Raw genomic sequence first — 25817 nt, forward strand, 5'->3', positions numbered from 1 at the left:
TACCGGGTACGATTCGTACCCCACTATGGCCCAGCCAAATCGGCTACACGATGGCGCGTTGCCGGCTTATCCCCGCTTTCCCGACAGTTCCTGTCAGTTGCCCTTGCCGACCTCGCCAAGCGCCACCCTCAGGTGATCGGCCTTGATCAATTCCGCTTCGAGGATGCGTTCCAGCAGCGCGGCCTGGCGCGGCTCCAGCGCGACGACGCCCCCCAGCACGTTGAGCAGGTCGATCAGGTCGGTCGTGTATTCGTGCAGCCAGTGGTCGGGCTGGATCCTGTCGAGCGGCGAGGGCGGGCGCTTGTCGCCGATCTGCGGGCGGGTGCGGTCACGGCGGCGATAGCTGAACCAGTGCCACACCACCTGCTTGCCCGAGACCTCATAGGTCCACATTTCCGGCGACACATTGTCGACGAACCCCTTGCCGACGGAGAGCCGGCGCCTGGCCGCGTCATAGTCCATCGTATCGGGCAGCGGCTCCGGCGCGCCGGGAATGCCGCCGTCCTCGGGAATGAAAGGCCGCTGACCCTCCGGCATGCGCGGCGGCCCCTTGGGCCGTCCGGCCGCGGGATCGGCGAAACGCTCGCCATAGGTATGCAGCCAGATCACCTCGCGCCCGAGCCCGACGGCTTCATTGAACAGCGCCGGATCGGCCGTCAGCGGCACGCGCAGGCCGGGCTGCACCAGATCGGGCTGAAAACGCGCGGTAAAGGCCGGATGCGCCAAAACAGCGGCGAGATAGGCCATCACGTCCTCGGCGGAGACGGGCTGGCCGTAGGCCAAGGCCAGTTCGGCGAGAAGTTTTGGCGGGATGTTGGGGGTCTTGGCGGCGGCATCGCGCCAGAGGGGATACACGCGGCCGCCGAAGGAGCCTTTGTAGTGATGCTGGTCTGGGACTAGGCATGCAAATGTTGTCGCTGGGCCGGAAGTGGGAGAGTGTGCCTCTAGCGCAGTCAGGTAGATCTCGCGGCTTGAATAGCAGCTCCATAGTTCGGGTCGTGCCATGCTTAGAAGTCGGTGATCCGGCACGATCCACTGCCGATCGAAGGATCGAAAACCATATCTACAGGGTTCGACAACTGGTCCTTCATCCTTGGCAACGGTAATGCTTCTTACTCCATGAGTACCTAGTCCGACAGACACAACCTTTTCCAAATATCGATCCCGATCTGGATGAAATAGATTCTCTTTCTTCTCGATGATTGACTCGTGACGGAGAGCGTCCCACCGCTGTGGCAGCGATTCCGAATCCGGCGCGATAACCCAGGTACGATGCGTTTTTACACCAGGACTCGACCAGAGAAAGAACTCGGCAAGCAGGGGGAACGTCGCCCATTCCCCGCTCTTCTCAGGCAAGAAGGCGGAGCGCCATTCACTGGCCCCCCCTCTCCAGCCGCTGTATTCCAATGAAAGGTCACCCAAAGCCTTGAGTTTGACGTCTCGCCTTCCCCTGGGCAGCGTGAAGTAGCGGACGCGGGCCGGCTCTTTCCGTTCCTTGTCAGCCGGACGGACCGCGAGCACAATGCAAACCGGCTGTTGCACGCCCTGAAAGATACGCGTCGGCACGTCTGGTTGATGTCCTTCAGGCGAGCAATCGATCACCCATATGTCGCTGCAATCCCGCCGCAGTTCCTCGCGCATTTTCTGGAAGCCGGGACCGTTGAGAAATCCGGCCGCAGTAATGAAGCAGACGATGCCATACCGATCGTCGATCTGTTTGCCAGTGGCATCCTCCCATCCCGAGCCGAACACCTTCAGCGTCGCCCATCGCCAAAAGTAGACATAGAGGTTTTTCAGGTGGTGGGTGTGCGCGCCAATGCCCCAATCTCGCGGAGGCGACCACCATTCCATCGGAGCGGGTCGCCCGGAGCTGCCGCGTTCGATCCAGTCGCCCTTGTCGCGTGCCTGGTTCTTGTAGGGCGGATTGCCGAGGACCACGGTAATTCGTTCTTCGGCCTTGACCCGGTTGGCGGCGCGTTTGGACTGGGCGACAGACTCGTAGATTCGTCCCAGCGTCTCCTCCTCCACGAACGGATCGCCGAGCGTGTTGGTGATGAACAACCGCATCTCCGGCATCGCCGCGACCTCGCCCGATTTCGGCCGGGCGAGCGCCTGCATCTCCGCCACCAGCCGCAATTGCGCGACGGCGAAGGGGCCGAACTGCAGCTCGAAACCGACCAGCCGTTTCGCCGCCGCCTTGATCGCGCCGGGCACCGCGCCCGCGCCCTGGTCCTTCGCCACCGTATCGGCGATGCGGCGCAAGACGCCCAACAGGAAGGTGCCGGTGCCCATGGCCGGGTCGGCAAGCGTCACGTCCGCCGAGGCGAGGCCGGCCGGGCGTTCGAACAGCGGCCCGCGCAGCACCTCGTCCACCAGCCGCGCCATGGCGTCCACCACCTCCGGCGGCGTGTAATAGGAGCCGGTCTGACGGCGCAGCTTCTTGTCGTAGACGTCGAGGAAATCCTCGTAGAAATAGAGCCAGGCGTCGGGCCTGTCCTTGCTGATCGTGTGCCAGTTCACGGTGTCCAGAACGCGCGTCAGCGTCTTGAGCGAGGTTTCCAGCGCCTTCTGGTTGGCCTCGTCGTCGGTGAGCAGGCCGAGCGCCGTGCCGATCAGCGAGTTCGTCTTCCTGAGTTCATGGGCCGCCTGATGGATGCCGCCTGCAAGCGGAATGTCGAGCGCGCGGGCGATCAGCAGGCCGAAGGTGACGGCCTGGGCGTAGCCGTCGGCAAACTGTTCGTCATTGGCCTCCGGAAACAGCAGCTTGCGCCAGTCGTGTTTCAGCGCCGTCAGGCCTTCGCTGTTCCTGGCGAGCTGCTCGATCACCTCGTCGCGCAACAAACGGCAGAGCCGGGCGGTGATTTCGGCAAGGCGCTTCGCATTGCTCGGACGGATCGGCTCCCAGGTGAGGAAATCGAGGATCAGCGGTAGCAGTGCGTCCGGCGCGGCAAGTTTCGCGCCGGCGCTTTCGATGTCGCCGTCCAGCGCAACGACCTTGCCGACGATGGCGCCATCCCGCCACAGGCTGAACGACTGGCCGTCGGTGTAGAGCAGGTTCGGCAGCGATTTCAGCTTGTTCCACTGGTCCTTGTCGTGCTGGGACGTGAAATGGCGCGGGTCGGCGCCCTTGCCCGGCGCCTTGACCTCGATGAAGCCGACCAGCGCGCTGTCGACGGTGGCCGCGAAGTCCGGACGGGTCTTGATGTCCGCCAGGCTCGTTTCGCCAACCAGTTGCACGTCGCCCTGAAGGCTCCCGGCGCGGGCCAAATCCTTCACCAGAAGTTCGAGCGGGGCGCGAAGCTGGTCTTCCGGCTGGCCGCCAATGGCCGGGTTCGCCAGCTTGGGTCTTAGCGACACGCCGTAAGCCGACACCGCCTCGGCAAGAGTTATCGCAGCCAACAGCCACCCCCCGGCATCCGCATGGTCCCAAGCCCATGAATCGTTCCGGCGCGCAGCCTATGCGACAGTTTCAACCATTGCAGGTGTTTTTTTGAATGACTGGTCGCCGACTCAGCTCTTCGCCCGGGCCAGCGCTAACGAAAACGCCGCGGCGAAACTCTCGCGGTCGTCGGGGTTGAGGAAGGAGCCAAGCGACACCGCCTTCTCCCGCGATTCCACCATCATGCGGGTGATGCCGATCTCGTCGTGGCGCGAGACGGAAAAGCGCGTCCAGAACGGGTTGAAGCGATGCGCCTCGGAGCGGCCCGACGGCGCGGTCTTCTTGATGTCGAGCGCGGTGCGCGACACCGACACTTCCTCGCGGGCGCGGGCGGCGCGGTAATTCAGCCGGAACGCCCCATAGACCAGTAGCACGTCGAGGCCGAAGAAGCCGAAGACCGGCCATGCGCCATGCGACAGGAAGAAGGCGCCGGTGGCGAGCCAGCCGAACAGCAGCGCACCCATGAGGATAGCAAAACCCTTGCGGCCCAGCGACCGGTGCGGCGTAAGCAGCGCCCGGAAGAAGGGTTCGTCTGGCTCGCGCATGGCGTTTGTGTCGTCCATGGCGAATAATTATAGAGGGCCGATGAAAAACCCCAAGGCAAAAAGCGTCGCACCCGCAGCCACGCGGGACGGCTCGAACGTCAAGCCGCGGCCAAGGCCGGCAAGGCCCCGTTCGATCTATCGGCCCGACGAGGTGCGCGAGATTTTCCGGCGATTCTCGGTGCAGCGGCCGGAGCCGAAGGGCGAACTGGAGCACGTCAACGCATTCACCCTGCTGGTCGCGGTGGTGCTGTCGGCGCAGGCGACCGACGCCGGCGTCAACAAGGCGACGCGCGCGCTGTTCGCCGCGGCCGATACGCCGCAGAAGATGGCGGCGCTGGGCGAGGAGAAGGTCGGCCAATACATCCGCACCATCGGCCTGTGGCGCGGCAAGGCGAAGAACGTGATCGCGCTGTCACAGGCGTTGATCTCCGAGCATGGCGGCGCGGTGCCGGCGGAGCGCGAGGACCTGGTCAAGCTGCCCGGGGTCGGGCGCAAGACCGCCAATGTCGTGCTCAACATGGCGTTCTGCCAGCCGACCATGGCCGTTGACACCCATATTTTCCGGATCGGCAACCGGCTGCTGCTGGCGCCCGGAAAAACGCCGGAGCAGGTGGAGGCCGGGCTGATAAAGATCATCCCGCCGGAATACATGCGCCACGCGCATCACTGGCTGATCCTGCACGGCCGCTATGTCTGCAAGGCGCGCAAGCCGGACTGCCCGCGCTGCGTGATCGCCGATTTGTGCAAATCGCCCGAGAAGACCACATCGGTGCCGGCGCCGCTGGTGGAGATCGGGGTGAGCGACGGGCTGGAGGCAGCTCAGTAACCAAAACCGCGCGCCATGGCGGCGGCGAAGATCAGGATCAGCGCGAAGAAGCCGGCTTGGGCCTTCAGCCAGTTGCGCAGGGCGGCGATCTCGGCGTCCGGGACGATGCCGGGCGCGGCGAGGCGCCAGCGGATGATGCGCCTCGTCGGCGGGATGGAGAGCAGCCCGACCGCGGCCAAGGCCGCCATCTTCAGCCAGAAGACCGGATTTTGGACATAGAACTCCCAGCCCTTCAGGCCGAAGATCACGCGGCAGATGCCGACGAGGATCAGCAGGCCGGCCGTCATGCCGTAAACGCCGTCGATACGGCCGAGCAGCGGCAGGCCGCGCGCGTCGAGCCCGGTGCGAACCAGCACGAGTTCGGCGGCGAGCAACGCGGCAAGCAGGAAGGCCAGGCCATGGTGGGCGATGGCGAGCAGGAGATCGACAAGGGCGGCGTCCATCGGTCGGTCCCAAATGTTTACAGTGTCAAGATGACTAGGTCAGCAATTTCCCGATGTCAACGGAATAAGGTAGCGGCTCATGCCGACCGTCAGCGAGGGATGGGAGGCTACGCTCCATTCGCGATCGAAGCAGCCTGTTTTCTGGCCTGCAAGAGGATGGCGGCGTCCGGAGCGATCGCGAAGTTTTCACAGAATGCGGCAAGGCGTTGCTGACCCTGGTCATGCTTGCCCAGTGCAATGAGAACCAGGCCCCATGCCAGTTCGGTTTGCACATAGTTGTCCAGAGAGAAGCGTCGAAACGTCATCTTCGATCGCTCATTGAACCAATCGGCTACCTCTTTCAACGAGGTGATTTTCGACCAATCGGACTTGGCGGCATCAAGCGAAGCAAGGGCTACCTGTGCAATCCGGCGATCGCTATCGTTGTTGTGGAATGAGCACCAGCGCGGGATTTCCCCCCTGGAGATCGACAGGGTCTATGCAGAGGTCAAAATTCGCGGTCTTCTCGGTTCTTTTCCAACCAAGCTTTTCTGCCCGGAGAATAGGTACAAAATCGATACAGACACCCCAACGGGCGGAGAAGGTGCCCCCCTTCATTTCCTGAAACTGGAACCGATACCGAATTTGGTTTTCAGGGTGGCTGACCCAAACCAGATCGCCAACGCGCTCAAAACCCGCCGGCCATGTTCCTTCCAGAGCCTCGGCGATTGTATCGCCTATCAACTCGCCGCGCCGGGCCGGTTTGCCCATGTCGGCGGGACGCCTGAAAAGATCAATTATGCGGGAAAACATTCCGCCTCCTCAAACGGGGCCGCAAGCTACCACGCTGGCCGCGGCAGGCGCGAGCGGAAATCCGAAGCGTGACGCTACCCGACCTCGGGATGTGGAGCCATGTCGGCGAGCCGCCGTCTGGCCCGCGCCAGCGTCGATGCGTGGGCCGTTCCCAATGGCGCGGCGGTGGCTATGATCGGCGCATCGCCGCCGGAAGATTGGCATGCCCGCATCCACCATCATCGAAATCCCGTCGATCGAGACCGAACGCACGATCCTGCGGGCGCACCGGCCGGGCGATTTCGACGCCTATGCGGCAATGTGGGCAAGGCAGGAGGTGACGCGCTTCATCGGCGGTTTTGCGCGCAGCCGCGACGAAAGCTGGATCCGCTTCCTGCGGCATGCCGGCACCTGGGCGATGCTGGGCTACGGTTTCTGGGCGGTCGAGGACAAGCGAAGCGGGCGGTTCATCGGCGAGGCCGGTTATCATCAGATCTACCGCGACATGACGCCGTCGATCGACGGTTTTCCCGAGTGCGGCTGGGCGCTGATCCCGGAGATGCACGGCAAGGGCCTTGCGACCGAGATCGTCACCGCCGTGGTGGCATGGGGCGATCAAAAACTCGGCGGGCAGCGGCAGGTCTGCATCATCGACCGCGACAACCATGCCTCGATCTGCGTCGCCGGCAAATGCGGGTTCGGCAACCCGGTCGAGGCGCTGTTCGGCGAGGAGACGGTATTCCTGTTCGAGCGGCGGCCGGCGGCCGTGTGAGGCAACGGCCGACGGCAATCCCAAAAAGGGGATGGAAATCGGCCGATCCGGAAAAAATCTTTCGGTTCGGCGCCGCAAGGAAGCCGCCAACGGACCGACGTCGCTTTGAAATCAACGCGTTGGCCGAAATCGCCCGAGCGGCGGCAAGGAGCCGGCCACGCCACGGCCCGGAAAAGATGCAGCCTCCGTCCCCTCCCCTTCCGGCCGCCTTACCATGGTGCCATCGTTTCAACAGGGCACGGGCATGGACACTTCAGACAATCTCGACCTTCCCTACATCATGCCGTCGCAGGCGCAGAAGCATGTGACGCACAACGAGGCCATCGGCATGCTCGACGCGCTGGTGCAAACCGGCGTCGCCGACCGCGACCTCGCAGCGCCGCCCGGCGCGCCGGTCAACGGCGAGCGCTACATCGTGGCGGCCGGCGCCAGCGGCGACTGGAGCGGCCAGAGCGGGAAAATCGCGCACCGGCTGGACGGCGCCTGGTCGTTCTATGCGCCAAGACCCGGCTTCTTCTGCCACGTCGCCGACGAGGGCATCTTCGTCCACTGGACGGGATCGGCCTGGGCGCCGCTGACCACGACGCTGGGCACGCTGCAGAACCTCGTATTGCTGGGCATCGGCACCGCCGCCGACGGCAGCAATCCGTTCTCGGCGAAGCTCAACAAGGCGCTGTGGACGGCAAGGACGGCGGCGGACGGCGGCGACGGCGACCTGCGCTACACGCTGAACAAGGAGACGGCGACCGATGTGCTGTCACTGTTGTTGCAGAGCGGGTTTTCGGGGCGCGCCGAACTCGGCCTGATCGGCGACGACGATCTTGCTCTGAAAGTCTCGGCTGACGGATCGGTCTGGACAACGGCGCTGAAGGTCGACCGGACGACCGGCCAGTTCACCGTCAGCAATGTGTTCAACCTCAACGCCTCGCTGAACATGTCGGGCGGCGCGCTTGCCATCACCCGCGACGGGGCTGCGAGCCTGATGCGGCTCGTCAGCTATCGCGACACCAACGCCACTCACGCCACCTTCGCCGCCGACGTGGCGCGCGGCAGCCTGGCGGCCCCCACCTTCATGACCAATACCGGGCTGATGGCCGAGTTCATCGTGCGGCCCTGGGACGGCACGCAGATCGGCAGCGTGACGAGCGGGCGGCTGGCTTTCCGCGCCTGCGAAAACCACACCGCGTCCGCGCGCGGCACGCGCTGGACGATCGAACTGGCGCCGAACGGCGGCGCTGCGACGGTCGAGGCCGGCGCGCTCGACCATTCGAGCGGCCTGTCGCTGTTTTCGGCGACGGTGATCGACGCCAACCGGCATTTTAGGCTGCGCTCCTATACGGTTGGCACCCTGCCCTCGGCCTCGCCGGCCGGGCAGATGGTCCATTGCTCGGACCTGGGCGGCGGCGGCGGGCAGGTGAACTCCGACGGATCGGCGTGGCGGCGGGTGTCGCGCGGCGGCCAGCAGACGGTATCCAGCGACGCCGACATCACGCTGACGGTGCTGACGAGCGCCGAGGAACAGCGGCATACGGGAACGCTGACCGCCAACCGGACGGTGACACTGTCGGCGGCGAACGTCTATGCCGGCGCGCGATTCCGCCTGACGCGGACAGGCGGCGGGGCGTTCAACCTGTCGTTCGGCGCGCTCAAGAACCTGGCCACCAATAATTGGGCGGAGGCGGTGCATGACGGCTCCGCCTGGTATCTGGCGGCGTATGGGACGCTGTGAGGGCTTACCCTCCCCCTCGAGGGGAGGGTCGGCGAGCCAACGCAACGAAGTGGAGTTGAGCGAGCCGGGGTGGGGTCGCTTCAATATCTGGCGCAAAAAGGACGTCGGCACGCGGCCGCACGTACCCCACCCGGCCGCTTCGCGGCCACCCTCCCCTCAAGGGGGAGGGAAACGCCGGCGCTCGCTCAGCTATGCGCGAAAATATCCTCTTCGCCCCAGCCCATCAGGTCGAGCTTGGCGCGAGTGGGCAGGAAGCGAAAACAGGCGTCGGCGACCTTGGTGCGGTCCTCCCGCGCCAGCCGGCCGGCCAGCACGTCACGCAGGCGATGGAGATGAAGCACGTCGGAGGCGGCGTATTCGAGCTGTTCCTGGGACAGCGTCTCCGCCGCCCAGTCGGAGGACTGCTGCGCCTTGGACAGGTTGACGCCGAGCAGCTCGGAGCAGATGTCCTTCAGCCCGTGACGATCGGTGTAGGTGCGCGTCAGCCGCGAGGCGATCTTGGTGCAGAACACCGGCTCCGGCATCGCGCCGAAGGCGTTGTAGAGCACCGCAAGGTCGAAACGCGCATAGTGAAAAAGCTTCGTGATGTTGCGGTTGCGCAGGATGGCGACGAGGTTGGGCGCCTTCTTCTGGCCGAGCGCGATCTGGATGACGTCGGCGGTGCCGTCGCCGGGCGAGATCTGCACCACGCAGAGCCGGTCGCGATGCGGGTTCAGCCCCAGCGTCTCGGTGTCGATGGCGACGGCGCCGACATTGTAGCGGTCGAGATTGGGCAGATCGTTCTTGTGGAAGCGGATGGTCATGGCGGAACTTTTCGTCAGCGGGTCAGGGCGTCAAGGATGCGCGCCCACGAGCGCTGGCCCTTGTGGAAAGAGGCCAGCTCGTATTTCTCGTTGGGCGAATGGATGCGGTCGTCCGACAGGCCGAAGCCGACCAGCAACGAGCCCATGCCGAGATAGGTCTGGAAATCGCCGACCACGGGGATCGAGCCGCCGGCGGCGATCATCACCGCCGGCTTGTTCCATTCGTCGGTGAGCGCGGTCTGCGCCTTGATGAGGAACGGCGAGTCGTAGGAGAGCTGGATAGCCGGCGAGCCGCCATGCGGATGGAACTCGACCGAGCAGTCGCCCGGAATCCTCTCGTGCACGAAGGCACGGAAAGCCTCGCGGATCTTTGCCGGGTCCTGCTTGTGGACGAGGCGGAACGAGACCTTGGCGAAGGCTTCCGCCGCGATCACGGTCTTGAAACCCTTGCCGGTGTAGCCACCTGAGATGCCGTTAAACTCGGCGGTCGGGCGCGCCCACACCAGTTCCAGTACCGAACGGCCCTGTTCGCCCGCCGGGACCGACAGGCCGATCGGGCCGAGGAAGGTTTCGGCGGTCTCGCCAAGCCCTTGCCAGGCTTTCAGGATCTGGGTCGGGGTTTCCTCGACCCCGTCATAGAAGCCGGGGATGGTGATGCGGCCGGTGTCGTCATGGATGTCGGCCAGCACTTTCGCCAGGATGCGGACCGGATTTGCCGCCGCGCCGCCGAACTCGCCCGAATGCAGGTCGCGGTTGGCCGCCTTGACCACGACTTCCTCGCCGACCAGCCCACGCAAGCCGACGGTGATGGCCGGCGTTTCCTGGTCCCACATGCCGGTGTCGCAGACCAGCGCGAAGTCGGCCTTCAACTCCGCGGCATTGGCCTCGAGGAAGGGTTTCAGCGACGGCGAGCCGGACTCCTCCTCGCCCTCGAACAGGATGGTGATGCGGCAGGGCAGCGACCCATGCACCACCTTCCAGGCGCGGCAGGTCTCGACGAAGGTCATCAACTGGCCCTTGTCGTCGGCCGAGCCACGCCCGGTGATCACTTTTCGGCCGGGCTCCAGTTCCTTGACCTTCGGGTCGAAGGGATCGTCGTGCCACAGGTTCAGCGGATCGACCGGCTGCACGTCGTAATGGCCGTAAAACAGCAGATGCGGCGACCCGGTCGGGCCATCGTGATGGGCGACGACCATCGGATGGCCGGGCGTGTCGCGCACGCTGGCGTCGAAGCCGATGGTCTTCAGGTCTGCGACCAGCCATTCGGCGGCGCTGCGGCAGTCGGCCTTGAAGGCGGGGTCGGTGGAGATCGATTTCAGCCTGAGCAGCGAGAACAGCCGGTCGAGGCTGTTGTCGAAGTCGGCATCGAGGCGGGATAGCACGGGAGAAAGCGTGGACATGCGGCAAACCTTCTTGGATTTGCGCGCACCCTAGAGCGTTTCTTGCCTAGATTGAATCATTCTGTTTGCCGTTTGGCGAGGCGATCCACAAGGAAGGTTGCGTAGATCGGGCTGGTTGCCCGGGCAAGCGGCCTGACGAAGTGGGCGCCCGCCAAACGCAAACCCGAAGGGCCGGGCTGGTTTGGGACAAATCCATCGGGCTTCGTCTCGTCCGGGCCACCAGCCCGAACTTCGACGAAGCCCTCGACCTTGTCCCAAACCATCGCCGGCAGAATGGTTCAATCTAGGCAAGAAGCGCTCTGTTGGCCGGAGAGGAAACGGAAAGGGCGGCTGCGTGGGCCAGCCGGCAAAGAGCGCCTTGAACGCAAACTGTGGGCAAAAAAATGCCGCCGTGGTGGAGGGGGAACCACGGCGGCCTTTATGAAACATGCGGCGGCCCGGAGAGGGGGAGGGGTCGCCGCACTGTCCGGATTTAGGCGGGGGACGGGCCTTGGTCCGGACCCGGCAAAAAACTGCCGATGCCCTCTATTTGGAAAGGGCAAGTTGGCCTTTCAAGGGCACGAAGATTACAAGCGTGTAACAAAGGCGTGAGCGGGCTAGGCGGCCGCCTATGGCAGGGACCTGCTGCCTCGGGTTTTGGGCAGCAGCGCCTTTGCTATCCGGAATCGCAAAGACAACAGCCGAAAAGCGTCATCCAGCACGCGATCCGACCAGTCGCCTGCCGCGACGCGGCGCAGAGCCGAGAGGCCGCCGTGAGAACGCGCCGCCCATATCGTTCCCGACAGGAGATCCTCAACCTCGGAAACGCGCTCCAACAAAATCTCCGCTTTCACCAGCAGGCCTGCGGGAAGTTCGTGACAATAGTAGTCCACATCGGAAAGTAGGTCCTCGATCAATAAGGCGCGTGCCCTGATGTCTCCCGGATCGACTTGGAGCGCTTCCCTCAGCAAGGCTTTGGCCGATGGCTCATACGGTCGATAGGCGCCTTCCGGTCTTGAGAAGAGACCATGAAGCTGGGCCGACCACCGCGCATATCCGGCACGTCCTTCCAGCCGCCCTGATTCGAGGACCGGCCGGAAGACCGCGCGAAAGAGTGGAAGCCGCATCCACTGGCCGTTGCCCAGCGATAGCGGCGACACCGCATCCCCGTCGAGAAAAGCCAGGCACCAACTCTCTACGAACTGCCTCCTGCCCTCGGGCCGGGCCGCGATGAGTTCGACGCCGAGGGCATCGAGGGTAGACAGCTTTTCAGCCCTGCTGCCCGACTTTTCGGCTCCGACATAGACGGCCCATGCGCGTTCGCAACGGTCGTTCGGAAATTGCAGGTTAGCGGTCATAGGCAGAAATCGATGCCAAGGCTTTCACTCTTGGTGATCAAGCACACAAAATGCGGGTTCGGCTAGGTCGAGCATAGTCGTCGCTGTCAGGAGGCGGCGGCACGCTCGGCTTTGGCATGGACAGGAAACGGTGAGCGAGCTACCCCTATCGCCCATGAAAAAAGGCGATCACCTCTTTCTCGTCGACGGCTCCGGCTACATCTTCCGCGCCTATCACGCGCTGCCGCCGCTGACCCGCAAATCCGACGGATTGCCGGTGGGCGCCGTGTCGGGTTTCTGCAACATGCTGTGGAAGCTGCTGCGCGATGCCCGCAACACCGATGTCGGCGTGACGCCGACGCATTTCGCGGTGATCTTCGACTATTCGTCGAAAACCTTCCGCAACGAACTCTACGCCGAATACAAGGCCAACCGCTCGGCGCCGCCGGAAGATCTCGTGCCGCAGTTCGGCCTGATCCGCGAGGCGACACGCGCCTTCGACCTGCCCTGCATTGAGATGGAAGGTTTTGAAGCCGACGACCTTATCGCCACCTATGCACGGCTGGCCTGCGAGGCGGGCGCGGACACCACCATCGTATCCTCGGACAAGGACCTGATGCAGCTCGTCGGCGAAACGGTGTCGATGTACGACCCGATGAAGGACAAGGAGATAAAAATCCCCGAGGTCGTCGAGAAATGGGGCGTGCCGCCGGAAAAGATGATCGACCTGCAGGCGCTGACCGGCGATTCGATCGACAACGTCCCGGGCGTGCCGGGCATCGGCCCGAAGACGGCGGCGCAGCTTCTCGAGCAATTCGGCGACCTCGACACGCTTCTTGCCCGCGCGGGCGAGATCAAGCAGGACAAGCGGCGCCAGTCGATCATCGACAATGCCGACAAGGCACGCATTTCGCGCGACCTGGTGAGGCTGAAGAACGACGTGCCGGTGACGGAAGGCCTGGACGATCTCTCGCTGCAGCCGCCCAACGGCCCCAAGCTGATCTCGTTTCTCAAGGCGATGGAGTTTTCCTCGCTGACGCGGCGCGTCGCCGAGGCGACCGGGGCGGATGCCGGCGCCATCCAGTCTGCCTCGATCAGCGTCGAGGCGGGCGCAGGGGCGCACGGGCCGGATCTCGACCCGAGCATGTCCGCCGCGGCTCCGGCTCCCGTTCAAGGCGTCGCGGAGGATATGGCGATCTATGCCAAGCCGGGCGAGCAGGGTCCAAGTCCTGCCGCTCTCGCCAAGGCGCGCGCCGAAACCGCCGCAGCGGCTCCCATCGACCGCTCGAAATACGACTGCATCCGCGGCGTGGCCACGCTGCGGGCCTGGGTGGCCGAGGCGCTTGCCGAGGGCGTCGTCGCGTTCCGGGCCGAGACCACCTCGCTCGATCCGATGCGGGCCGAGCCGGCCGGTTTCGCGCTTGCTGTCCGGCCCGGCCGCGCAGCCTATCTGCCGGTGGCACACCGCACAAGCGCCGACGACCTGCTTGGCGGCGGGCGCGTCGAGCAGCAGCTTTCGCTCGACGAGGCGCTGGCGGAGCTGAAGCCGCTGCTGACCGACCCGTCGGTGCTCAAGGTCGGCCACAACATCAAATACGACTGGCTGTTCCTGCACCGGCTGGGCGTCGACGTGGCGCCGATCGACGACACCATGCTGATCTCCTACGTGCTCGGGGCCGGCACCGGCGCGCACACGATCGACGCGCTCGCCGAGCGCTGGCTCGGCCACACGGTCATCCCGTTCAAGGACATCGTCGGCTCGGGCAAGAGCCTCGTCAGTTTCGACCTGGTCGACATCGAGCGCGCCACCACCTACGCCACCGAGGGCGCCGACATCGCGATGCGGCTGTGGCAGGTGCTGAAGCCGCGCCTCGTCGCCAACGGCCTCGTCTCCGTCTACGAGCGGCTGGAGCGGCCCCTGGTGCCGGTGCTGGCGCGCATGGAGGAGCGCGGCATTTCGGTCGACCGGCAGATGCTTAGCCGGCTATCCGGCGAGTTCGCGCAGCGCGCCGGCGCGCTGGAGGAAGCCGTCTACCAGGCGGCGGGCGAGCGCTTCACCATCGGCTCGCCGAAGCAGCTCGGCGATATACTGTTCGGCCGCATGGGCCTGCCCGGCGGGTCGAAGACAAAGTCGGGCCAGTGGTCGACCACGGCTCAACTGCTGGAGGAACTGGCAGCGGAAGGCTACGAACTGCCGCGCCGCATCGTCGACTGGCGGCAGCTCACCAAGCTGAAATCGACCTATACCGACGCGCTGCCGGAATACATCCATCCCGAGACGCGGCGCCTTCACACGTCTTATGCACTAGCCTCGACGCCGACGGGGCGCATCTCGTCGTCGGAGCCGAACCTGCAGAACATACCGATCCGCACGGCGGAGGGACGGCGCATCCGCACCGCCTTCATCGCCGACAAGGGCAACAAGCTGGTCTCGGCCGACTATTCGCAGATCGAGCTGCGCGTACTGGCGCATATCGCCGACATCCCGCAGTTGCGCCAGGCCTTTGCCGACGGCGTCGACATCCATGCGATGACCGCCTCGGAAATGTTCGGCGTGCCGGTCCAGGGCATGCCATCGGACGTGCGGCGGCGCGCCAAGGCGATCAATTTCGGCATCATCTACGGCATTTCGGCGTTCGGTCTCGCCAACCAGCTCTCCATCGAGCGCTCGGAAGCCGGCGACTACATCAAGAAGTACTTCGAACGCTTCCCCGGCATCCGCGACTACATGGAGGCGAGCAAGCAGAAGGCGCGCGACAAGGGTTATGTCGAGACGATCTTCGGCCGGCGCATCCACTATCCCGAGATCCGCTCGTCCAACCCGTCGATCCGCGCCTTCAACGAGCGCGCCTCGATCAATGCGCCGATCCAGGGCTCCGCCGCCGACATCATCCGCCGCGCCATGATCCGCATGGACGGCGCGCTGGCGCGGGCCGGGCTTTCGGCGCGCATGCTTTTGCAGGTGCATGACGAACTGATCTTCGAGACCGCCGAAGAGGAGGTGCCCGCCACGCTGCCGGTGATCCAGCAGGTGATGGAGGAGGCGCCGATGCCCGCCGTCTCGCTCGCCGTGCCGCTTCAGGTGGAGGCGCGAGCCGCGGACAATTGGGACGAGGCGCATTGAGGTGCGTCCGCCTGCCGTGCCGACAAAGTTAAAAACCGGCGCCGGGAGCAACGATTTAAAGCATGTCGCGACTTATCTGCTCCATTCTGCCGGCGACGGTTTGGGCCAAGGTCGAGGGCTTCGTCGCAGGTCGGGCTGGTGGCCCGGACAAGACGAAGCCCGATGGATTTGGCCCAAACCGGCCCGGCCCTTCGGGTTTCCGTTTGGCGGGCGCCCACTTCGTCAGGTCGCTCGGCCGATGAACCACATCGACCTTCGCGACCTTCCTTGTGGATCGCCTCGCCAAACGAGAAACAGAATGAAGCAGATAAGGCGCGACATGCTTTAACTTGACGGCTCGTTGTTTTGGCGATCAAGTAAAAGCCCTTCTTCGAGGGGAGGGCTTTATGCGCGCCAAGATAAACGTTGTCGCAATTGCGCTTGCGTTGCTGGCAGCCGGCAACGCCTTCGCCCAGACCGCCGCCGAGCGGGAAGCTTGCGCGGCGGACTATCAGAAATTCTGCTCCGACGTTGCGCCGGGCGGCGGCAAGATTCTCGAATGCCTGGCCAAGCAGAAGGACCAGCTGTCGCCAGCCTGCCAGAAAGTCGTCGAGACCCACCAGAAATAGGCGCCTTGTTCCTGCCCGATCATGACGTCCGGCGGTTGCCGGCAAGGGGAATGACCATGAAACATCGTTCTTGTCGCTGGCTGGGCGGGGCGGGCCTCGGACTCGCCCTGCTCGCCGCGGACGCTGCCGGGCTTCCGTTCGCCGGCGACGCGCAGGCTATGGCCGACCGTCCGGCAGTGGCGCGCAGCGATGCCGCCGTCATTCCCGCCGTGGTGGTAAAGCGCACGACGACCTATGTGGTGAGCCTGCCGAAGAGCTGCGTGCGCACGAGGGTCGGCGGCGTCGTGCTGTGGCGCTGCGGCAAGACCTACTACCAGTACTACAACAATCGCTACGTACTGGTCGTCATCAACTGAGTTTTCCGGGCTGCGAAGGCGGAGTAAGGACCGGCTTGCGCAGCCGGCAACGCGTCGCGATTTCAGTAAAATTGTTTCGGCGGCCTTTGCGGGAAAGTGACGGACGCGGTGTATGGTGGCTTTGTTCCGGAGACTCGATCATGATCCGTGCCGCCCTGCTTTTCCCCATCCTGCTTGGCCTCGGTCATCCGGCCTTCGCCGAGGACGTTCAGCCGGAGTCCTGCACGGGGCAGAACTGCGCGCAGCAGGAAGGCCGGCAGGGAAATCTGTGCGAGGGCCAGGATTGCGCTCCTCCGGCTCCTGCCCAGGCAGAGGTTGAATGTATCGGACAGGACTGCGACGCGATCCAGAACCAGCCGGCGGACGGCAACGGCGGCTGAAGCGCAACGCCTCGGCCGACGGGTTTGATACGGTTCGAAGGCGGAACCTTCGTCAGAAAATCTCAGCCCGGCAGATATTCGAAATAGTCGAAATCGGCCGGCAGGCCGGAACCGCTGGTGTCGAAGGCCATCATGCCGACGAAGGCACCGGTGAAGGAGCCATGCTCGCCGCGCCCCGCCTCGTCGGAGACGATGCTGGCGTCGAGTTCGGGCGTCAGCGTTTTCCAGCCGTCGCCCACGTCGTAGGAAAACACCAGCCGCGCGTGGTCGACGTCAGCCGCAAGGCGCACCGGCGCCTCGCCCGGCAGCGGGACGGGCTCGGCGAGCGAAAAAGTCAGCCGCCCGTCCGGCCAGTCGCCAAGGCAACTCATCACCATCAGCACCCTGCCCCACTTCGGAATATGCGTGACGGCGAGGAAGTGGAATTTGTGGCGGTTGTAATACAGAACCAGCCCGGCCGCCTGCTGGAAGGTTGTCGGCTGGAACTCGACCGAGGTTTCGGCGCGGAACGAAAAATGCTCCTGGCGCCGCGCCACCAGCGCCTGCTCGAAAAAGCTGCCTATCGATTCGCGGCCGAACAGGCGCAGATGGCCGGGACGCTCGGTGAGCGAGAAGATGCGCTCCGGATAGGGCGTGCGCAGCCACTGGAACTCGATGGGGAGCGTTGCCTCGTCGAAGTTGCGACGAGGCGGCGATGGCTCGGGCGATGAGAGCGTGATGCCCGTCGGCGCCGGCACCTCGACTTCCGGCACCTGGCCGCCCTGCGCCAACCGAAGCCAGCCATCCTCGCCCCAGACGCATTTCTGGATCGCAGTCTCGCGGCCCAGCGGCGAGCGGCGCAGGCCGGCGAGCGGCCGCGAGGTGAGATGCGTGTGAAAGACCTCGCCGTCGGGCGTCTCGACGATCTGGCCGTGGCCGGCGCGCTGCAGCGCCGCCTGCGAGGCATCCTTCGAGGTGATCAGATGGATGTCGGGATGCAGTTCGTAGGGGCCATGCAGCGACCGCGAGCGCGCCATGGTGACGGCGTGGTCGTAGCCGGTGCCGCCCTCGGCGGTGGTGAGATAATACCAGCCGCCGCGCTTGAACAGATGCGGCGCCTCAACCAGTCCATGCGGGCTGCCGAGAAAGATGTTCTCGACCGGGCCGACAAGTTTTTGCGCCTTGGCGTCATATTCCTGGCAAAGGATGCCGGCGAAGGAGGGATGTCTCGGCTGCCCGCCGACGCCGTGCGAAATGTGGTTCCACACCATGTTGATGAACCACTTTCTGCCATCGTCGTCGTGGAACAATGACGGATCGAAGCCGCTCGAATTGACGTAGACCGGGTCGGACCACGGCCCTTCGATCGAAGACGCCGTGACGATGTAGTTGTGGGTGTCCTTGAAGTTGCCGTCGAGGCGCTTGACGTCGGTATAGACCAGCCAGAACAGCCCGTCGGCATGAGACAGGCACGGCGCCCAGATGCCGCCGGAATCCGGGTTGCCGCGCATGTCGAGTTGGCTGGCGCGCTCCAGCGGCCGCTTCACCAGCCGCCAGTTCTTGAGATCGGTCGAGTGGTGGATCTGGACGCCGGGATACCACTCGAAGGTCGAGGTGGCGATAAAATAGTCCGATCCGACCCGGCAGATCGACGGGTCGGGATTGAAGCCGGGCAGGATCGGATTTTTGATCATCTGGTCTACTTCCTCGCCGGTCCCTTGCGCTCCGCCGATGTGGCCCAGAGGTTGATGTCGGCGTCCTTGGCGTAGGAATCGATCTCGGCAAGCTCGGCGTCGCTGAAATCGAGGTTATTGATCGCGCCAACGCAATCCTCTACCTGCTCCGGCCGGCTGGCGCCGATCAGGGCCGTGGTCACGCGGCCGCCGCGCAGCACCCAGGCCAGCGCCATCTGCGCCAGCGTCTGGCCGCGCTTCTCGGCGATGCCGTTCAGCGCGCGGATGTTCTTCACCGTCTGCTCGTTGATGAAGGAGGTGCGCAGCGACTTGCCCTGGGATGCGCGGCTGCCTTCCGGGATGCCGTCGAGATATTTGGTGGTCAGCATGCCTTGCGCCAGCGGCGAGAAGACGATGGAGCCGACGCCCAGCCCGTCCAGCGTGTCGAGCAGGCCGTCTTCTTCGACCCAGCGGTTGATCATCGAATAGCTGGGCTGGTGGATGAGCAGCGGCGTGCCGAGTTCGCGCAGGATGGCTGCCGCCTCGCGCGTGCGCTGCGAATTGTAGGAGGAGATGCCGGCATAAAGCGCCTTGCCGGAGCGCACGGCATGGTCCAGCGCCATCATCGTCTCTTCCAGTGGCGTCTCCGGGTCGAAGCGGTGCGAATAGAAGATGTCGACATAGTCGAGGCCCATGCGCTTCAGGCTCTGGTCGAGGCTGGCCAGCACGTATTTGCGGCTGCCCCATTCGCCATACGGCCCCGGCCACATGTCGTAGCCGGCCTTGGTCGAGATGATCATCTGGTCGCGCAGGCCGGAAAAATCGCTGCGCAGGATCTCGCCGAAGGCGGTCTCGGCCGAGCCGGGAGGCGGGCCGTAATTGTTGGCGAGGTCGAAATGCGTGATGCCGAGGTCGAAGGCCTTGTGGCAGATGGCGCGCTTGGTCTTCATCGGCGTGTCGTCGCCGAAATTGTGCCAGAGCCCGAGCGAGATCGCCGGCAGCTTCAGGCCGGATTTTCCGCAGCGGTTGTAGCGCATGGATTTGTAGCGGTCGGCGGCGGGGGAGTAGGGCATGGGAAAGTGGCTCCGGTTTCCCTCCCCCTTGAGGGGAGGGTCGGCGCGCAGCGCCGGGGTGGGGTCCTGGCGGCCGAACTCGGCCTGCTTTTTGAGGATAGAGCCGGCGGAGATGACCCCACCCGGCCGCTGCGCGGCCACCCTCCCCTCAAGGGGGAGGGATAGCAGAGCTACTTCTTCTTCGCCAGCAACGCCCTCGCATCCTTGGGGCCGAGCGCGGCGGGCCGCTCGCAGGTCGTCGTCATCTCGACGAACTTTCCGGTCTCGCCGGCCTTCAATATGCCGGTCATGACCTCGACCGCATGCAGCGCCAATTCCATCGAGCAGCGGTGCGGGCGGCCCTCGCCGATCGCCACCGCCATGTCGGCCAGCCCGATGGTGCGGTAATTGGCCATCATGCCCATCGAGTGCTTCTGGTTGGGCACGCCGAGCGGATGCTCCCTTTTGGGCAGCTTCTTCACCGCAGACGACTGTTTTGTATAGGTGACGATCCCGCCGAAGAAGTTCGGGTCGGGCACATGGATGGTGCCTTCCTCGCCATAGAGTTCCATCGGCTGGTGGCCGTGGTTCCAGACGTCCCAACTGGCGTTGAGCGTGATCACCGCGCCATTGTGGAATTCCGCCAGCGCATGGATGGTGGTCGGCGTCTCGACCTTCACCTTCTCGCCATGGCGCGGCTTCGAGGTGATGGTGCGCTCCGGCGACGGCGTCGACGAGATGGCTGCGACGCGTTTCACCGGGCCGATCAACTGGATCAGGTTGGTGACGTAATACGGTCCGACGTCGAGCACCGGGCCTGCGCCCGGCTGGAAGAAGAAGTCCGGATTGGGGTGCCAGTGCTCCATACCGTGGCTCATCACATAGGCGGTGCCGCTGGTGATCTTTCCGACCTTGCCGCTGTCGATGATGTCGCGCGCCAACTGGTGCGCGCCGCCGAGGAAGGTGTCGGGCGCGGAGCCGATGCGCAGGTGCTTCTTTTCCGCCCGCGTCTTCAGGTCCTGGCCTTCCTTCAGCGTCAACACGAAGGGCTTTTCCGAATAGACATGCTTGCCGGCGTCGAGGATTTCCTTGGAGACCGCGTGATGCACCGCCGGGATCGTCAAATTGACGACGATGTCGATGTCGTCCGCCTTGAGCAGACCGTCCACCGTCTCGGCGCGAACGTCGAACTCCTTGGCGCGGGCGCGGGCCGCATCCATGTTGATGTCGGCGCAGGCCTTCATCTTGATGCCGCGAAACAGCGGCGCGAGCGTGAAATAGGCTGCGGAGATGTTGCCGCAGCCGATGACCCCTACTCCGAGTTTTTTTGCCATTTCGAAAGTTCCCTCAATATGTCTTCGCCGCAGCGATCGACCGGCTGGCGAAGCGCCGGAAATCGCTCGGATTGTCGTGTTCCATCACATAGAATTTTGCCTGCGTCTTCGCCTTCAGCGTCGAGACGAGATCCTTCCAGTCGACGCTGCCGTGGCCGACATCGGCCCAGCCGTCCTCATTGGCATTCTGCCCGGCCGGTGCGATGTCCTTGACGTGGACGGCGACGATCCGGTCGCCATGGTCGCCGATCCATTTCAGCGGGTCGGCGCCGCCGCGGATCACCCAGGCAACGTCGATCTCCCAGCCGATGGCGGGCGCGGCTTCCAGAATGTGGGTCATCGGCAGCGAGCCGTCTGCCAGCGGCTGGAACTCGAAGTCGTGATTGTGCCAGGCAAACGCGATGCCGCTGTCCTGGAACGGCTTGCCTGCTTTCGCCAGCCGCTCGCCAAAGGCCCGCCAACCGGCGGCATCGTTCGGGCGCCGGTCGGCGGCGATGTGCGGACAGGCGACGAGCTGCATGTCGAGATTGCGCGCGACCTGGGACGAGAAGCCGAAATCCTCGATCTGATCCAGGGAAAAATGCCCGCTCGGCATGGCGAGCCCGACCTTGTCCAGTTCGCCGCGCAGGCCGAGCGAATTCTCGTAGAGGCCGCCAAAACCCTCGACATTCTTGTAGCCGAGTTCGGAAAGCGTCTTCAGCACGTCCGGCCAGGGCTGGAAATTGCGGGCGCTGTAAAGTTGGAATGACCAGGTCATCGGTAGTTTCCTGTTTGCACGGGGAGGAGTGAGACTGCGATCAGAGCCGGACTCCGGTGGACAGATCGAACAGCGAGGCCCTGAGCGGATCGAAGCCGATCGTCACCCGGTCGCCGACGGACGGCGCGCGTTCGGAGGTGACACGCACGGTGAAGTTCTGGCCGCCGAGCCGGGTCCAGACCAGCGTATCGGACCCCATCGGCTCGACAACCTCGACCGTCGCCTCGCCGCTGAACGGCCAGTCGGCGCCGGTGTTCAAGCCGACATGTTCGGGGCGCATGCCGAACACCGCCGGCCCCGGCTGGAAACCGGCGGCGTCGAAGGAATAGGTCGACAGCGGAATGTCGACCCCGTCGGCGACGAAACGGGGCGACCCGTCGCGCGTTTCCAGCCGGCCCTCCAGGAAATTCATGCCCGGCGAGCCGATGAAGCCGGCGACGAAGCGGTTGACGGGCTTCGTGTAGATCGCCTGCGGCCGGTCGAGCTGCTGTATCAGGCCGTTCCGCATCACCGCGATGCGGTCGGCCAGCGTCATCGCCTCGATCTGGTCGTGGGTGACGTAGATCATGGTGTTGCCGAGCGTCTGGTGCAGGCGCTTGATCTCGACCCGCAGTTCGGAGCGCAGTTTTGCGTCGAGGTTCGACAGCGGCTCGTCGAACAGAAACACGTCGACGTCGCGCACCAGGGCGCGGCCGATGGCGACGCGTTGGCGCTGGCCACCGGAAAGCGCCGAGGGCTTGCGCTGCAAAAGCGGCTCGATCTGCAGGATGGCGGCGGCGCGCGCGATGCGTTTTGCAATCTCGTCCCTGGGCAGGCCGGCGTTCTTGAGGCCGAAGGACAGGTTCCCTTCCACCGACATCTGCGGATAGAGCGCGTAGGACTGGAACACCATGCCGATGCCGCGGTCCTTCGGCTCCTCCCAGGTGACGTTCTTGCCGTTGATGAAGATCTGCCCGGCCGAGACGTCGAGCAGGCCGGCGATGCAGTTGAGCAGCGTGGATTTTCCGCAGCCGGAGGGGCCGAGCAGCACGATGAACTCGCCCTCGGCCACGTCGAGGTTGAGCGCCTTCAGCACCTCGACCGCGCCGAAATTCAGCGATACGTCCTTGACCAGAACACTCGTCATCGCCTCAACCCTTCACCGCGCCGGCGGCGATGCCGCGCACGAACAGTTTTCCCGAGACGAAATAGACGACCAGCGGCACCAGGCCGGTGATGAGTGTCGCTGCCATGTTGACGTTGTACTCCTTCACGCCCTGGACCGAATTGACGATGTTGTTGAGCTGCACGGTCATCGGATAGGTGTCCGGCTTGGTGTAGACGACGCCGAACAGGAAATCGTTCCAGATGCCGGTGACCTGCAGGATCATGGCCACCACGAAGATCGGCAGGCTCATCGGCATCATGATGCGGAAATAGATGCCCCAGAAGCCGGCGCCGTCGACGCGGGCCGCCTTGAACAGTTCCTCCGGCAGCGATGCGAAATAATTGCGGAAGAGCAGCGTCAGGATCGGCATGCCGAAAATCGAGTGGACGATGACCAGGCCGCCAAGCGAGCCGTAGAGGCCGATCTCGCGCAGCACAATGACGATCGGATAGATCATCACCTGGTAGGGGATGAAGGCGCCGACGATCAGGATGGTGAAGAAGATGTCGGCGCCCTTGAAGCGCCAGTTGGCCAGCGCGTAGCCGTTCACCGAGGCGATGGCGATCGACAGGATCACCGACGGCACGGTGATGCGCACCGAATTCCAGAAGCCCCTGCTGAGGCCGTCGCAGTTGAGGCCGGTGCAAGCCGTCGCCCAGGCCTTGACCCAGGGCTCGAAGGTTATCTCCAGCGGTGGCGCAAAAACATTGCCGACGCGGATTTCCGGCATTCCCTTCAAGGATGTGACGACCATCACATAGAGCGGCAGCAGGTAGTAGAGCGCCACGACCGTCAGCGTGCCGTAGATGATGATGTTGCGGCGCGAAAAGGTGACGCGCGGCCGCGGTCCGTGCGGGCCGCTGAGGCTGCCTGCGACGGCATCCGCCCCGACGACGGTCGCGGCAAGCGTGGCGGGATTCGACATGCTACCGCCTCCGTCCGAATTCGAGATAGGCCCAGGGCACGATGATGATGCCGACCGTCACCAGCATCATGGTCGAGGCGGCAAAACCCTGGCCGAGATTCTGCGCGGCGAACATGTAGTCGTAGACGTATTTCGCCGGCACTTCGGAGGCGTGACCGGGACCGCCGCTGGTCTGCGCGACGACGAGGTCGTAGAGGCGCACGATACCCGACGCGATGATGACCAGCGTGGTGATGAAGACCGGGCGCATCATCGGGATGACGATGAAAAGGTAGGTCTTCCACATCGGTATGCCGTCGACGCGCGCGGCCTTCCAGATGTCCTCGTCGATGCCCCGCAGCCCAGCCAGCATCAGGCACATGACCAGGCCGGTGCCTTGCCACAGCCCCGCGATCAGGATGCCGTAGATGACGATGTCCTGGTCGTAGAGCGGATTGAACACGAAGCTTTCCCAGCCCAGGCTGCGCACGATGTGTTGCACGCCGAAATCCGGGTTGAGGATCCATTGCCAGACGAGGCCGGTGACGATGAAGGACAGCGCGAAGGGATAGAGGAAAATCGTGCGGAATGCGTTTTCGAATCGGATCTTCTGGTCGAGCAGCGCGGCGAGCAGGAAGCCGATCGTCAGCGAGAAGATCAGCGAGAGCACACCGTAGGTAATGAGGTTCTCGATCGAGGTCAGCCAGCGCGGCGCCGACCACAGCCGCTCGTACTGGTCGAGCCCGACAAAATTCAGTCGCGGCAGCAGCTTCGAATTGGTGAAGGAGTAGAGGACCGTCCAGAGCGTACCGCCGACAAAAATGACCAGCGCGGTCAGGATCATCGGTATCGACGCGATCTTGGCGTTGAGGTTCCGGAACAACTGGCCGGGACGGCGCGCGGCCGTGCTCTCGCTCATGCTCATCTCGGACTCCGGCTGCGCGAAGGCGGACCGGCCCGGGTTACGGGCCGGTCCGCCGGGGTTCGGGTTCGGCTAGTCGGCAGCCTCGATGATGGCGACGTAACGCTTCTGCGCTTCCTCGGGCGTCAGCGACGGCGTCTTGAAGAACTCGACGAACAGGTCGTTGAGCTGGTTGTTGGTGTCCTCGGTGTTAAGCTGGTTCACCGCGGGGATGACGTTGCCCTTGGCCAGTATGTCGAGGCCCTTCTTCATGCAGTCGTTGGCGGCGGCGAGATCGACGTCGCCGCGCACCGGCACGGAGCCCTTCTTCAGGTTGAAGGCGACCTGCACCTGCGGGTTGAGCATGGTCGAGGCAAGCACTTCCTGCGCCTTGCTCTTTTCCTCGTCCTCGAGCTTCGGGAAATAGAAGGCGTCGCCGTCCGTCGAGATGAGCTCGTTGACGCCGAGGCCGGGCAGGCAGGTGTAGTCCTTGCCGGCGACCTGGCCGGCAACCTGGAACTCGCCCTGCGCCCAGTCGCCCATGATCTGCCCGCCAGCCTGGCCGGTGATGACGAGGTTGGTCGCCTGGTTCCAGTCCTGGATGTTCGATTTCGCGGCCATCTTGCGGGCGTCGTCGGCGGCCTTGAACACCTTGGCCATCTCCGGCCCGGCCGCGACCGTCGCGTCCTTGTCCTGGTAGACCTTCAGGAAGACGTCCTTGCCGGCGATGGCCGGGATCAGCACATTGAATGCGCCGGAGTTCTGCCAGGGCTGGCCGCCGATGGCGAGCGGGATTTTTCCGGCCTTTTCGAGCGCGGGGGCAGCGGCAACGAACTCGTCCCAATTCTTCGGCACCGGAACGCCGGCGTCGGCGAAGGCCTTGTTGGACAGCCACAGCCACTGCCAGGAATGGATGTTGATCGGCGCGCAATAGATCTTGCCGTCGAGCGTGCAGCCGTCGAGCAGGCTCTTCGGGCGGACGATCTCGGCCCATTTCTCCTTGGTGGCGAGATCGGTGAGGTCGCGCATCAGGCCCGCCTCGACAAGCTCCTCCGCCTGGCGGCCGTGGTTGAACTGGGTAGCGGCCATCGGGTCGCCGCCGGTGATGCGGCTGATCATGACCGGACGCGCGGTGTTGCCGCCGCCGGCGATGGCGCCGTCGACCCACTTGTTGCCGGTGGCGTCGAACGCCTTGGCGAACTCGGCGACCGCGGCCGCCTCACCGCCGGAAGTCCACCAGTGGGTGACTTCGAGATCGGTGGCCGAGGCCGGGGCGATTGCGAAAAGTGCGGCGCTGGTCGCGAGCACGGCGCGATAAAGTCGATAACGCATCGGCATTCCTCCCTGAACTGAAACGTTACAGTTTTTCAATATGGGATTTAGCCGGACGGCGCAACCCGCGACGGCCGCGCCTGTGCATTTTTTTCGGCAGCCGAATTATATTGTGCCAGGCATCCACATGTTGCGTCGCAACAAGCCTGCTGCAATGCACCTTAATTGCAAGATTTTTGCGCTACCCGGCCGACAAGCCCGCCGATTGAAAAGCATTTTCCAAGGG

Annotated in this window: 23 protein-coding genes; 7 read left to right on the forward strand and 16 right to left on the reverse strand. The window is 64.4% G+C overall.

Features of this window, described 5'->3' with window-relative positions:
- Positions 1-93: 93 nt before the first annotated feature.
- The gene (locus RB623_RS20950) at positions 94-3399 is read right to left on the reverse strand and encodes a type ISP restriction/modification enzyme (protein ID WP_308058907.1); all 3306 of its coding nucleotides are present in this window, start codon (positions 3397-3399) and stop codon (positions 94-96) included.
- Between the two features lie 111 nt (positions 3400-3510).
- Positions 3511-4002, reverse strand: coding sequence for a DUF2244 domain-containing protein (locus tag RB623_RS20955; RefSeq protein WP_308058908.1), 492 nt, complete (start codon positions 4000-4002; stop codon positions 3511-3513).
- A gap of 22 nt (positions 4003-4024) precedes the next feature.
- Here RB623_RS20955 and nth point away from each other — a divergent pair, with 22 nt between their 5' ends.
- A complete protein-coding gene (nth, locus tag RB623_RS20960; RefSeq protein WP_308058909.1) occupies positions 4025-4810 on the forward strand; it encodes an endonuclease III in 786 nt (261 codons plus the stop codon).
- On the opposite strand, the gene RB623_RS20965 is transcribed toward nth, so the two are convergent.
- The 3 genes from RB623_RS20965 to RB623_RS20975 all read right to left on the reverse strand — a co-directional run bounded on the left by RB623_RS20965 (position 4804) and on the right by RB623_RS20975 (position 6045).
- Positions 4804-5253, reverse strand: a complete 450-nt coding sequence (locus tag RB623_RS20965; protein WP_308058910.1) for a DUF2214 family protein — start codon at positions 5251-5253, stop codon at positions 4804-4806. The genes nth and RB623_RS20965 overlap by 7 nt on opposite strands.
- 107 nt (positions 5254-5360) lie before the next feature.
- Positions 5361-5597, reverse strand: a complete 237-nt coding sequence (locus RB623_RS20970) for a hypothetical protein (protein WP_308058911.1) — start codon at positions 5595-5597, stop codon at positions 5361-5363.
- A gap of 73 nt (positions 5598-5670) precedes the next feature.
- Positions 5671-6045: a hypothetical protein gene (locus RB623_RS20975; protein ID WP_308058912.1), complete on the reverse strand. Its 375-nt coding sequence runs from the start codon at positions 6043-6045 to the stop codon at positions 5671-5673.
- A 202-nt stretch (positions 6046-6247) separates the two neighbouring features.
- On the opposite strand from RB623_RS20975, the gene RB623_RS20980 reads away from it, so the two are divergent.
- Together RB623_RS20980 and RB623_RS20985 are read left to right on the forward strand one after the other, a co-directional pair.
- Complete coding sequence (locus RB623_RS20980; RefSeq protein ID WP_308058913.1) at positions 6248-6796, forward strand: GNAT family N-acetyltransferase; 549 nt, start codon at positions 6248-6250, stop codon at positions 6794-6796.
- Between the two features lie 244 nt (positions 6797-7040).
- A complete protein-coding gene (locus RB623_RS20985) occupies positions 7041-8525 on the forward strand; it encodes a DUF2793 domain-containing protein (protein WP_308058915.1) in 1485 nt (494 codons plus the stop codon).
- Positions 8526-8710: 185 nt separating this feature from the next.
- Here RB623_RS20985 and RB623_RS20990 read toward each other — a convergent pair whose 3' ends face one another.
- The 3 genes from RB623_RS20990 to RB623_RS21000 all read right to left on the reverse strand — a co-directional run bounded on the left by RB623_RS20990 (position 8711) and on the right by RB623_RS21000 (position 12065).
- Positions 8711-9328 (reverse strand): ribonuclease D, encoded by a 618-nt coding sequence (locus RB623_RS20990; RefSeq protein ID WP_308058916.1) that lies wholly within the window; start codon positions 9326-9328, stop codon positions 8711-8713.
- A gap of 14 nt (positions 9329-9342) precedes the next feature.
- Entirely contained in the window at positions 9343-10728 is a 1386-nt protein-coding gene (locus RB623_RS20995) for a M20/M25/M40 family metallo-hydrolase (protein WP_308058917.1), read from the reverse strand.
- Between the two features lie 608 nt (positions 10729-11336).
- On the reverse strand, positions 11337-12065 hold the full coding sequence (locus tag RB623_RS21000; RefSeq protein ID WP_308058918.1) for a hypothetical protein: 729 nt from the start codon (positions 12063-12065) through the stop codon (positions 11337-11339).
- 154 nt (positions 12066-12219) lie between these two features.
- On the opposite strand from RB623_RS21000, the gene polA reads away from it, so the two are divergent.
- The 4 genes from polA to RB623_RS21020 all read left to right on the forward strand — a co-directional run bounded on the left by polA (position 12220) and on the right by RB623_RS21020 (position 16512).
- The gene (polA, locus tag RB623_RS21005; RefSeq protein WP_308058950.1) at positions 12220-15168 is read left to right on the forward strand and encodes a DNA polymerase I; all 2949 of its coding nucleotides are present in this window, start codon (positions 12220-12222) and stop codon (positions 15166-15168) included.
- Positions 15169-15554: 386 nt separating this feature from the next.
- On the forward strand, positions 15555-15776 hold the full coding sequence (locus RB623_RS21010; RefSeq protein WP_308058919.1) for a cysteine rich repeat-containing protein: 222 nt from the start codon (positions 15555-15557) through the stop codon (positions 15774-15776).
- A gap of 56 nt (positions 15777-15832) precedes the next feature.
- A complete protein-coding gene (locus tag RB623_RS21015) occupies positions 15833-16132 on the forward strand; it encodes a hypothetical protein (RefSeq protein WP_308058920.1) in 300 nt (99 codons plus the stop codon).
- A gap of 140 nt (positions 16133-16272) precedes the next feature.
- Complete coding sequence (locus RB623_RS21020; protein WP_308058921.1) at positions 16273-16512, forward strand: hypothetical protein; 240 nt, start codon at positions 16273-16275, stop codon at positions 16510-16512.
- A gap of 62 nt (positions 16513-16574) precedes the next feature.
- Here RB623_RS21020 and RB623_RS21025 read toward each other — a convergent pair whose 3' ends face one another.
- From RB623_RS21025 to RB623_RS21060, 8 genes are all read right to left on the reverse strand, one after another.
- Complete coding sequence (locus RB623_RS21025) at positions 16575-18185, reverse strand: glycoside hydrolase family 43 protein (protein ID WP_308058922.1); 1611 nt, start codon at positions 18183-18185, stop codon at positions 16575-16577.
- A gap of 5 nt (positions 18186-18190) precedes the next feature.
- Positions 18191-19237 (reverse strand): L-glyceraldehyde 3-phosphate reductase, encoded by a 1047-nt coding sequence (gene mgrA / locus RB623_RS21030; RefSeq protein ID WP_308058951.1) that lies wholly within the window; start codon positions 19235-19237, stop codon positions 18191-18193.
- Positions 19238-19407: 170 nt separating this feature from the next.
- Complete coding sequence (locus RB623_RS21035) at positions 19408-20550, reverse strand: Gfo/Idh/MocA family oxidoreductase (protein WP_308058923.1); 1143 nt, start codon at positions 20548-20550, stop codon at positions 19408-19410.
- A 13-nt stretch (positions 20551-20563) separates the two neighbouring features.
- Entirely contained in the window at positions 20564-21307 is a 744-nt protein-coding gene (locus RB623_RS21040) for a sugar phosphate isomerase/epimerase (protein WP_308058925.1), read from the reverse strand.
- A gap of 40 nt (positions 21308-21347) precedes the next feature.
- Complete coding sequence (locus RB623_RS21045; RefSeq protein ID WP_308058926.1) at positions 21348-22433, reverse strand: ABC transporter ATP-binding protein; 1086 nt, start codon at positions 22431-22433, stop codon at positions 21348-21350.
- Positions 22434-22437: 4 nt separating this feature from the next.
- Positions 22438-23379 (reverse strand): carbohydrate ABC transporter permease, encoded by a 942-nt coding sequence (locus RB623_RS21050; RefSeq protein ID WP_308058927.1) that lies wholly within the window; start codon positions 23377-23379, stop codon positions 22438-22440.
- A 1-nt stretch (position 23380) separates the two neighbouring features.
- Positions 23381-24277 carry a carbohydrate ABC transporter permease gene (locus RB623_RS21055; RefSeq protein ID WP_374121719.1) on the reverse strand — a complete coding sequence of 299 codons (897 nt, stop codon included), beginning with the start codon at positions 24275-24277 and terminating at the stop codon, positions 23381-23383.
- Positions 24278-24352: 75 nt separating this feature from the next.
- A complete protein-coding gene (locus RB623_RS21060; protein ID WP_308058929.1) occupies positions 24353-25591 on the reverse strand; it encodes an ABC transporter substrate-binding protein in 1239 nt (412 codons plus the stop codon).
- Positions 25592-25817: the final 226 nt, after the last annotated feature.

Source organism: Mesorhizobium sp. LHD-90, from assembly GCF_030929505.1.
Taxonomy (GTDB): Bacteria; Pseudomonadota; Alphaproteobacteria; order Rhizobiales; family Rhizobiaceae; genus Kumtagia.

Excerpts from the sequence above, each read along its gene's own strand:
- polA (WP_308058950.1), top strand. The coding sequence starts at position 12,220 with ATGAAAAAAGGCGATCACCTCTTTCTCGTCGACGGCTCCGGCTACATC.
- RB623_RS20955 (WP_308058908.1), bottom strand. The coding sequence starts at position 4,002 with ATGGACGACACAAACGCCATGCGCGAGCCAGACGAACCCTTCTTCCGG.
- RB623_RS20985 (WP_308058915.1), top strand. The coding sequence starts at position 7,041 with ATGGACACTTCAGACAATCTCGACCTTCCCTACATCATGCCGTCGCAG.
- RB623_RS21010 (WP_308058919.1), top strand. The coding sequence starts at position 15,555 with ATGCGCGCCAAGATAAACGTTGTCGCAATTGCGCTTGCGTTGCTGGCA.
- mgrA (WP_308058951.1), bottom strand. The coding sequence starts at position 19,237 with ATGCCCTACTCCCCCGCCGCCGACCGCTACAAATCCATGCGCTACAAC.
- nth (WP_308058909.1), top strand. The coding sequence starts at position 4,025 with ATGAAAAACCCCAAGGCAAAAAGCGTCGCACCCGCAGCCACGCGGGAC.
- RB623_RS21035 (WP_308058923.1), bottom strand. The coding sequence starts at position 20,550 with ATGGCAAAAAAACTCGGAGTAGGGGTCATCGGCTGCGGCAACATCTCC.
- RB623_RS20975 (WP_308058912.1), bottom strand. The coding sequence starts at position 6,045 with ATGTTTTCCCGCATAATTGATCTTTTCAGGCGTCCCGCCGACATGGGC.
- RB623_RS21020 (WP_308058921.1), top strand. The coding sequence starts at position 16,273 with ATGATCCGTGCCGCCCTGCTTTTCCCCATCCTGCTTGGCCTCGGTCAT.
- RB623_RS21055 (WP_374121719.1), bottom strand. The coding sequence starts at position 24,277 with ATGAGCGAGAGCACGGCCGCGCGCCGTCCCGGCCAGTTGTTCCGGAAC.
- RB623_RS21040 (WP_308058925.1), bottom strand. The coding sequence starts at position 21,307 with ATGACCTGGTCATTCCAACTTTACAGCGCCCGCAATTTCCAGCCCTGG.
- RB623_RS21000 (WP_308058918.1), bottom strand. The coding sequence starts at position 12,065 with ATGACCGCTAACCTGCAATTTCCGAACGACCGTTGCGAACGCGCATGG.
- RB623_RS21045 (WP_308058926.1), bottom strand. The coding sequence starts at position 22,433 with ATGACGAGTGTTCTGGTCAAGGACGTATCGCTGAATTTCGGCGCGGTC.
- RB623_RS21060 (WP_308058929.1), bottom strand. The coding sequence starts at position 25,591 with ATGCGTTATCGACTTTATCGCGCCGTGCTCGCGACCAGCGCCGCACTT.
- RB623_RS20995 (WP_308058917.1), bottom strand. The coding sequence starts at position 10,728 with ATGTCCACGCTTTCTCCCGTGCTATCCCGCCTCGATGCCGACTTCGAC.
- RB623_RS20965 (WP_308058910.1), bottom strand. The coding sequence starts at position 5,253 with ATGGACGCCGCCCTTGTCGATCTCCTGCTCGCCATCGCCCACCATGGC.
- RB623_RS21015 (WP_308058920.1), top strand. The coding sequence starts at position 15,833 with ATGAAACATCGTTCTTGTCGCTGGCTGGGCGGGGCGGGCCTCGGACTC.
- RB623_RS20980 (WP_308058913.1), top strand. The coding sequence starts at position 6,248 with ATGCCCGCATCCACCATCATCGAAATCCCGTCGATCGAGACCGAACGC.
- RB623_RS21050 (WP_308058927.1), bottom strand. The coding sequence starts at position 23,379 with ATGTCGAATCCCGCCACGCTTGCCGCGACCGTCGTCGGGGCGGATGCC.
- RB623_RS20990 (WP_308058916.1), bottom strand. The coding sequence starts at position 9,328 with ATGACCATCCGCTTCCACAAGAACGATCTGCCCAATCTCGACCGCTAC.
- RB623_RS21025 (WP_308058922.1), bottom strand. The coding sequence starts at position 18,185 with ATGATCAAAAATCCGATCCTGCCCGGCTTCAATCCCGACCCGTCGATC.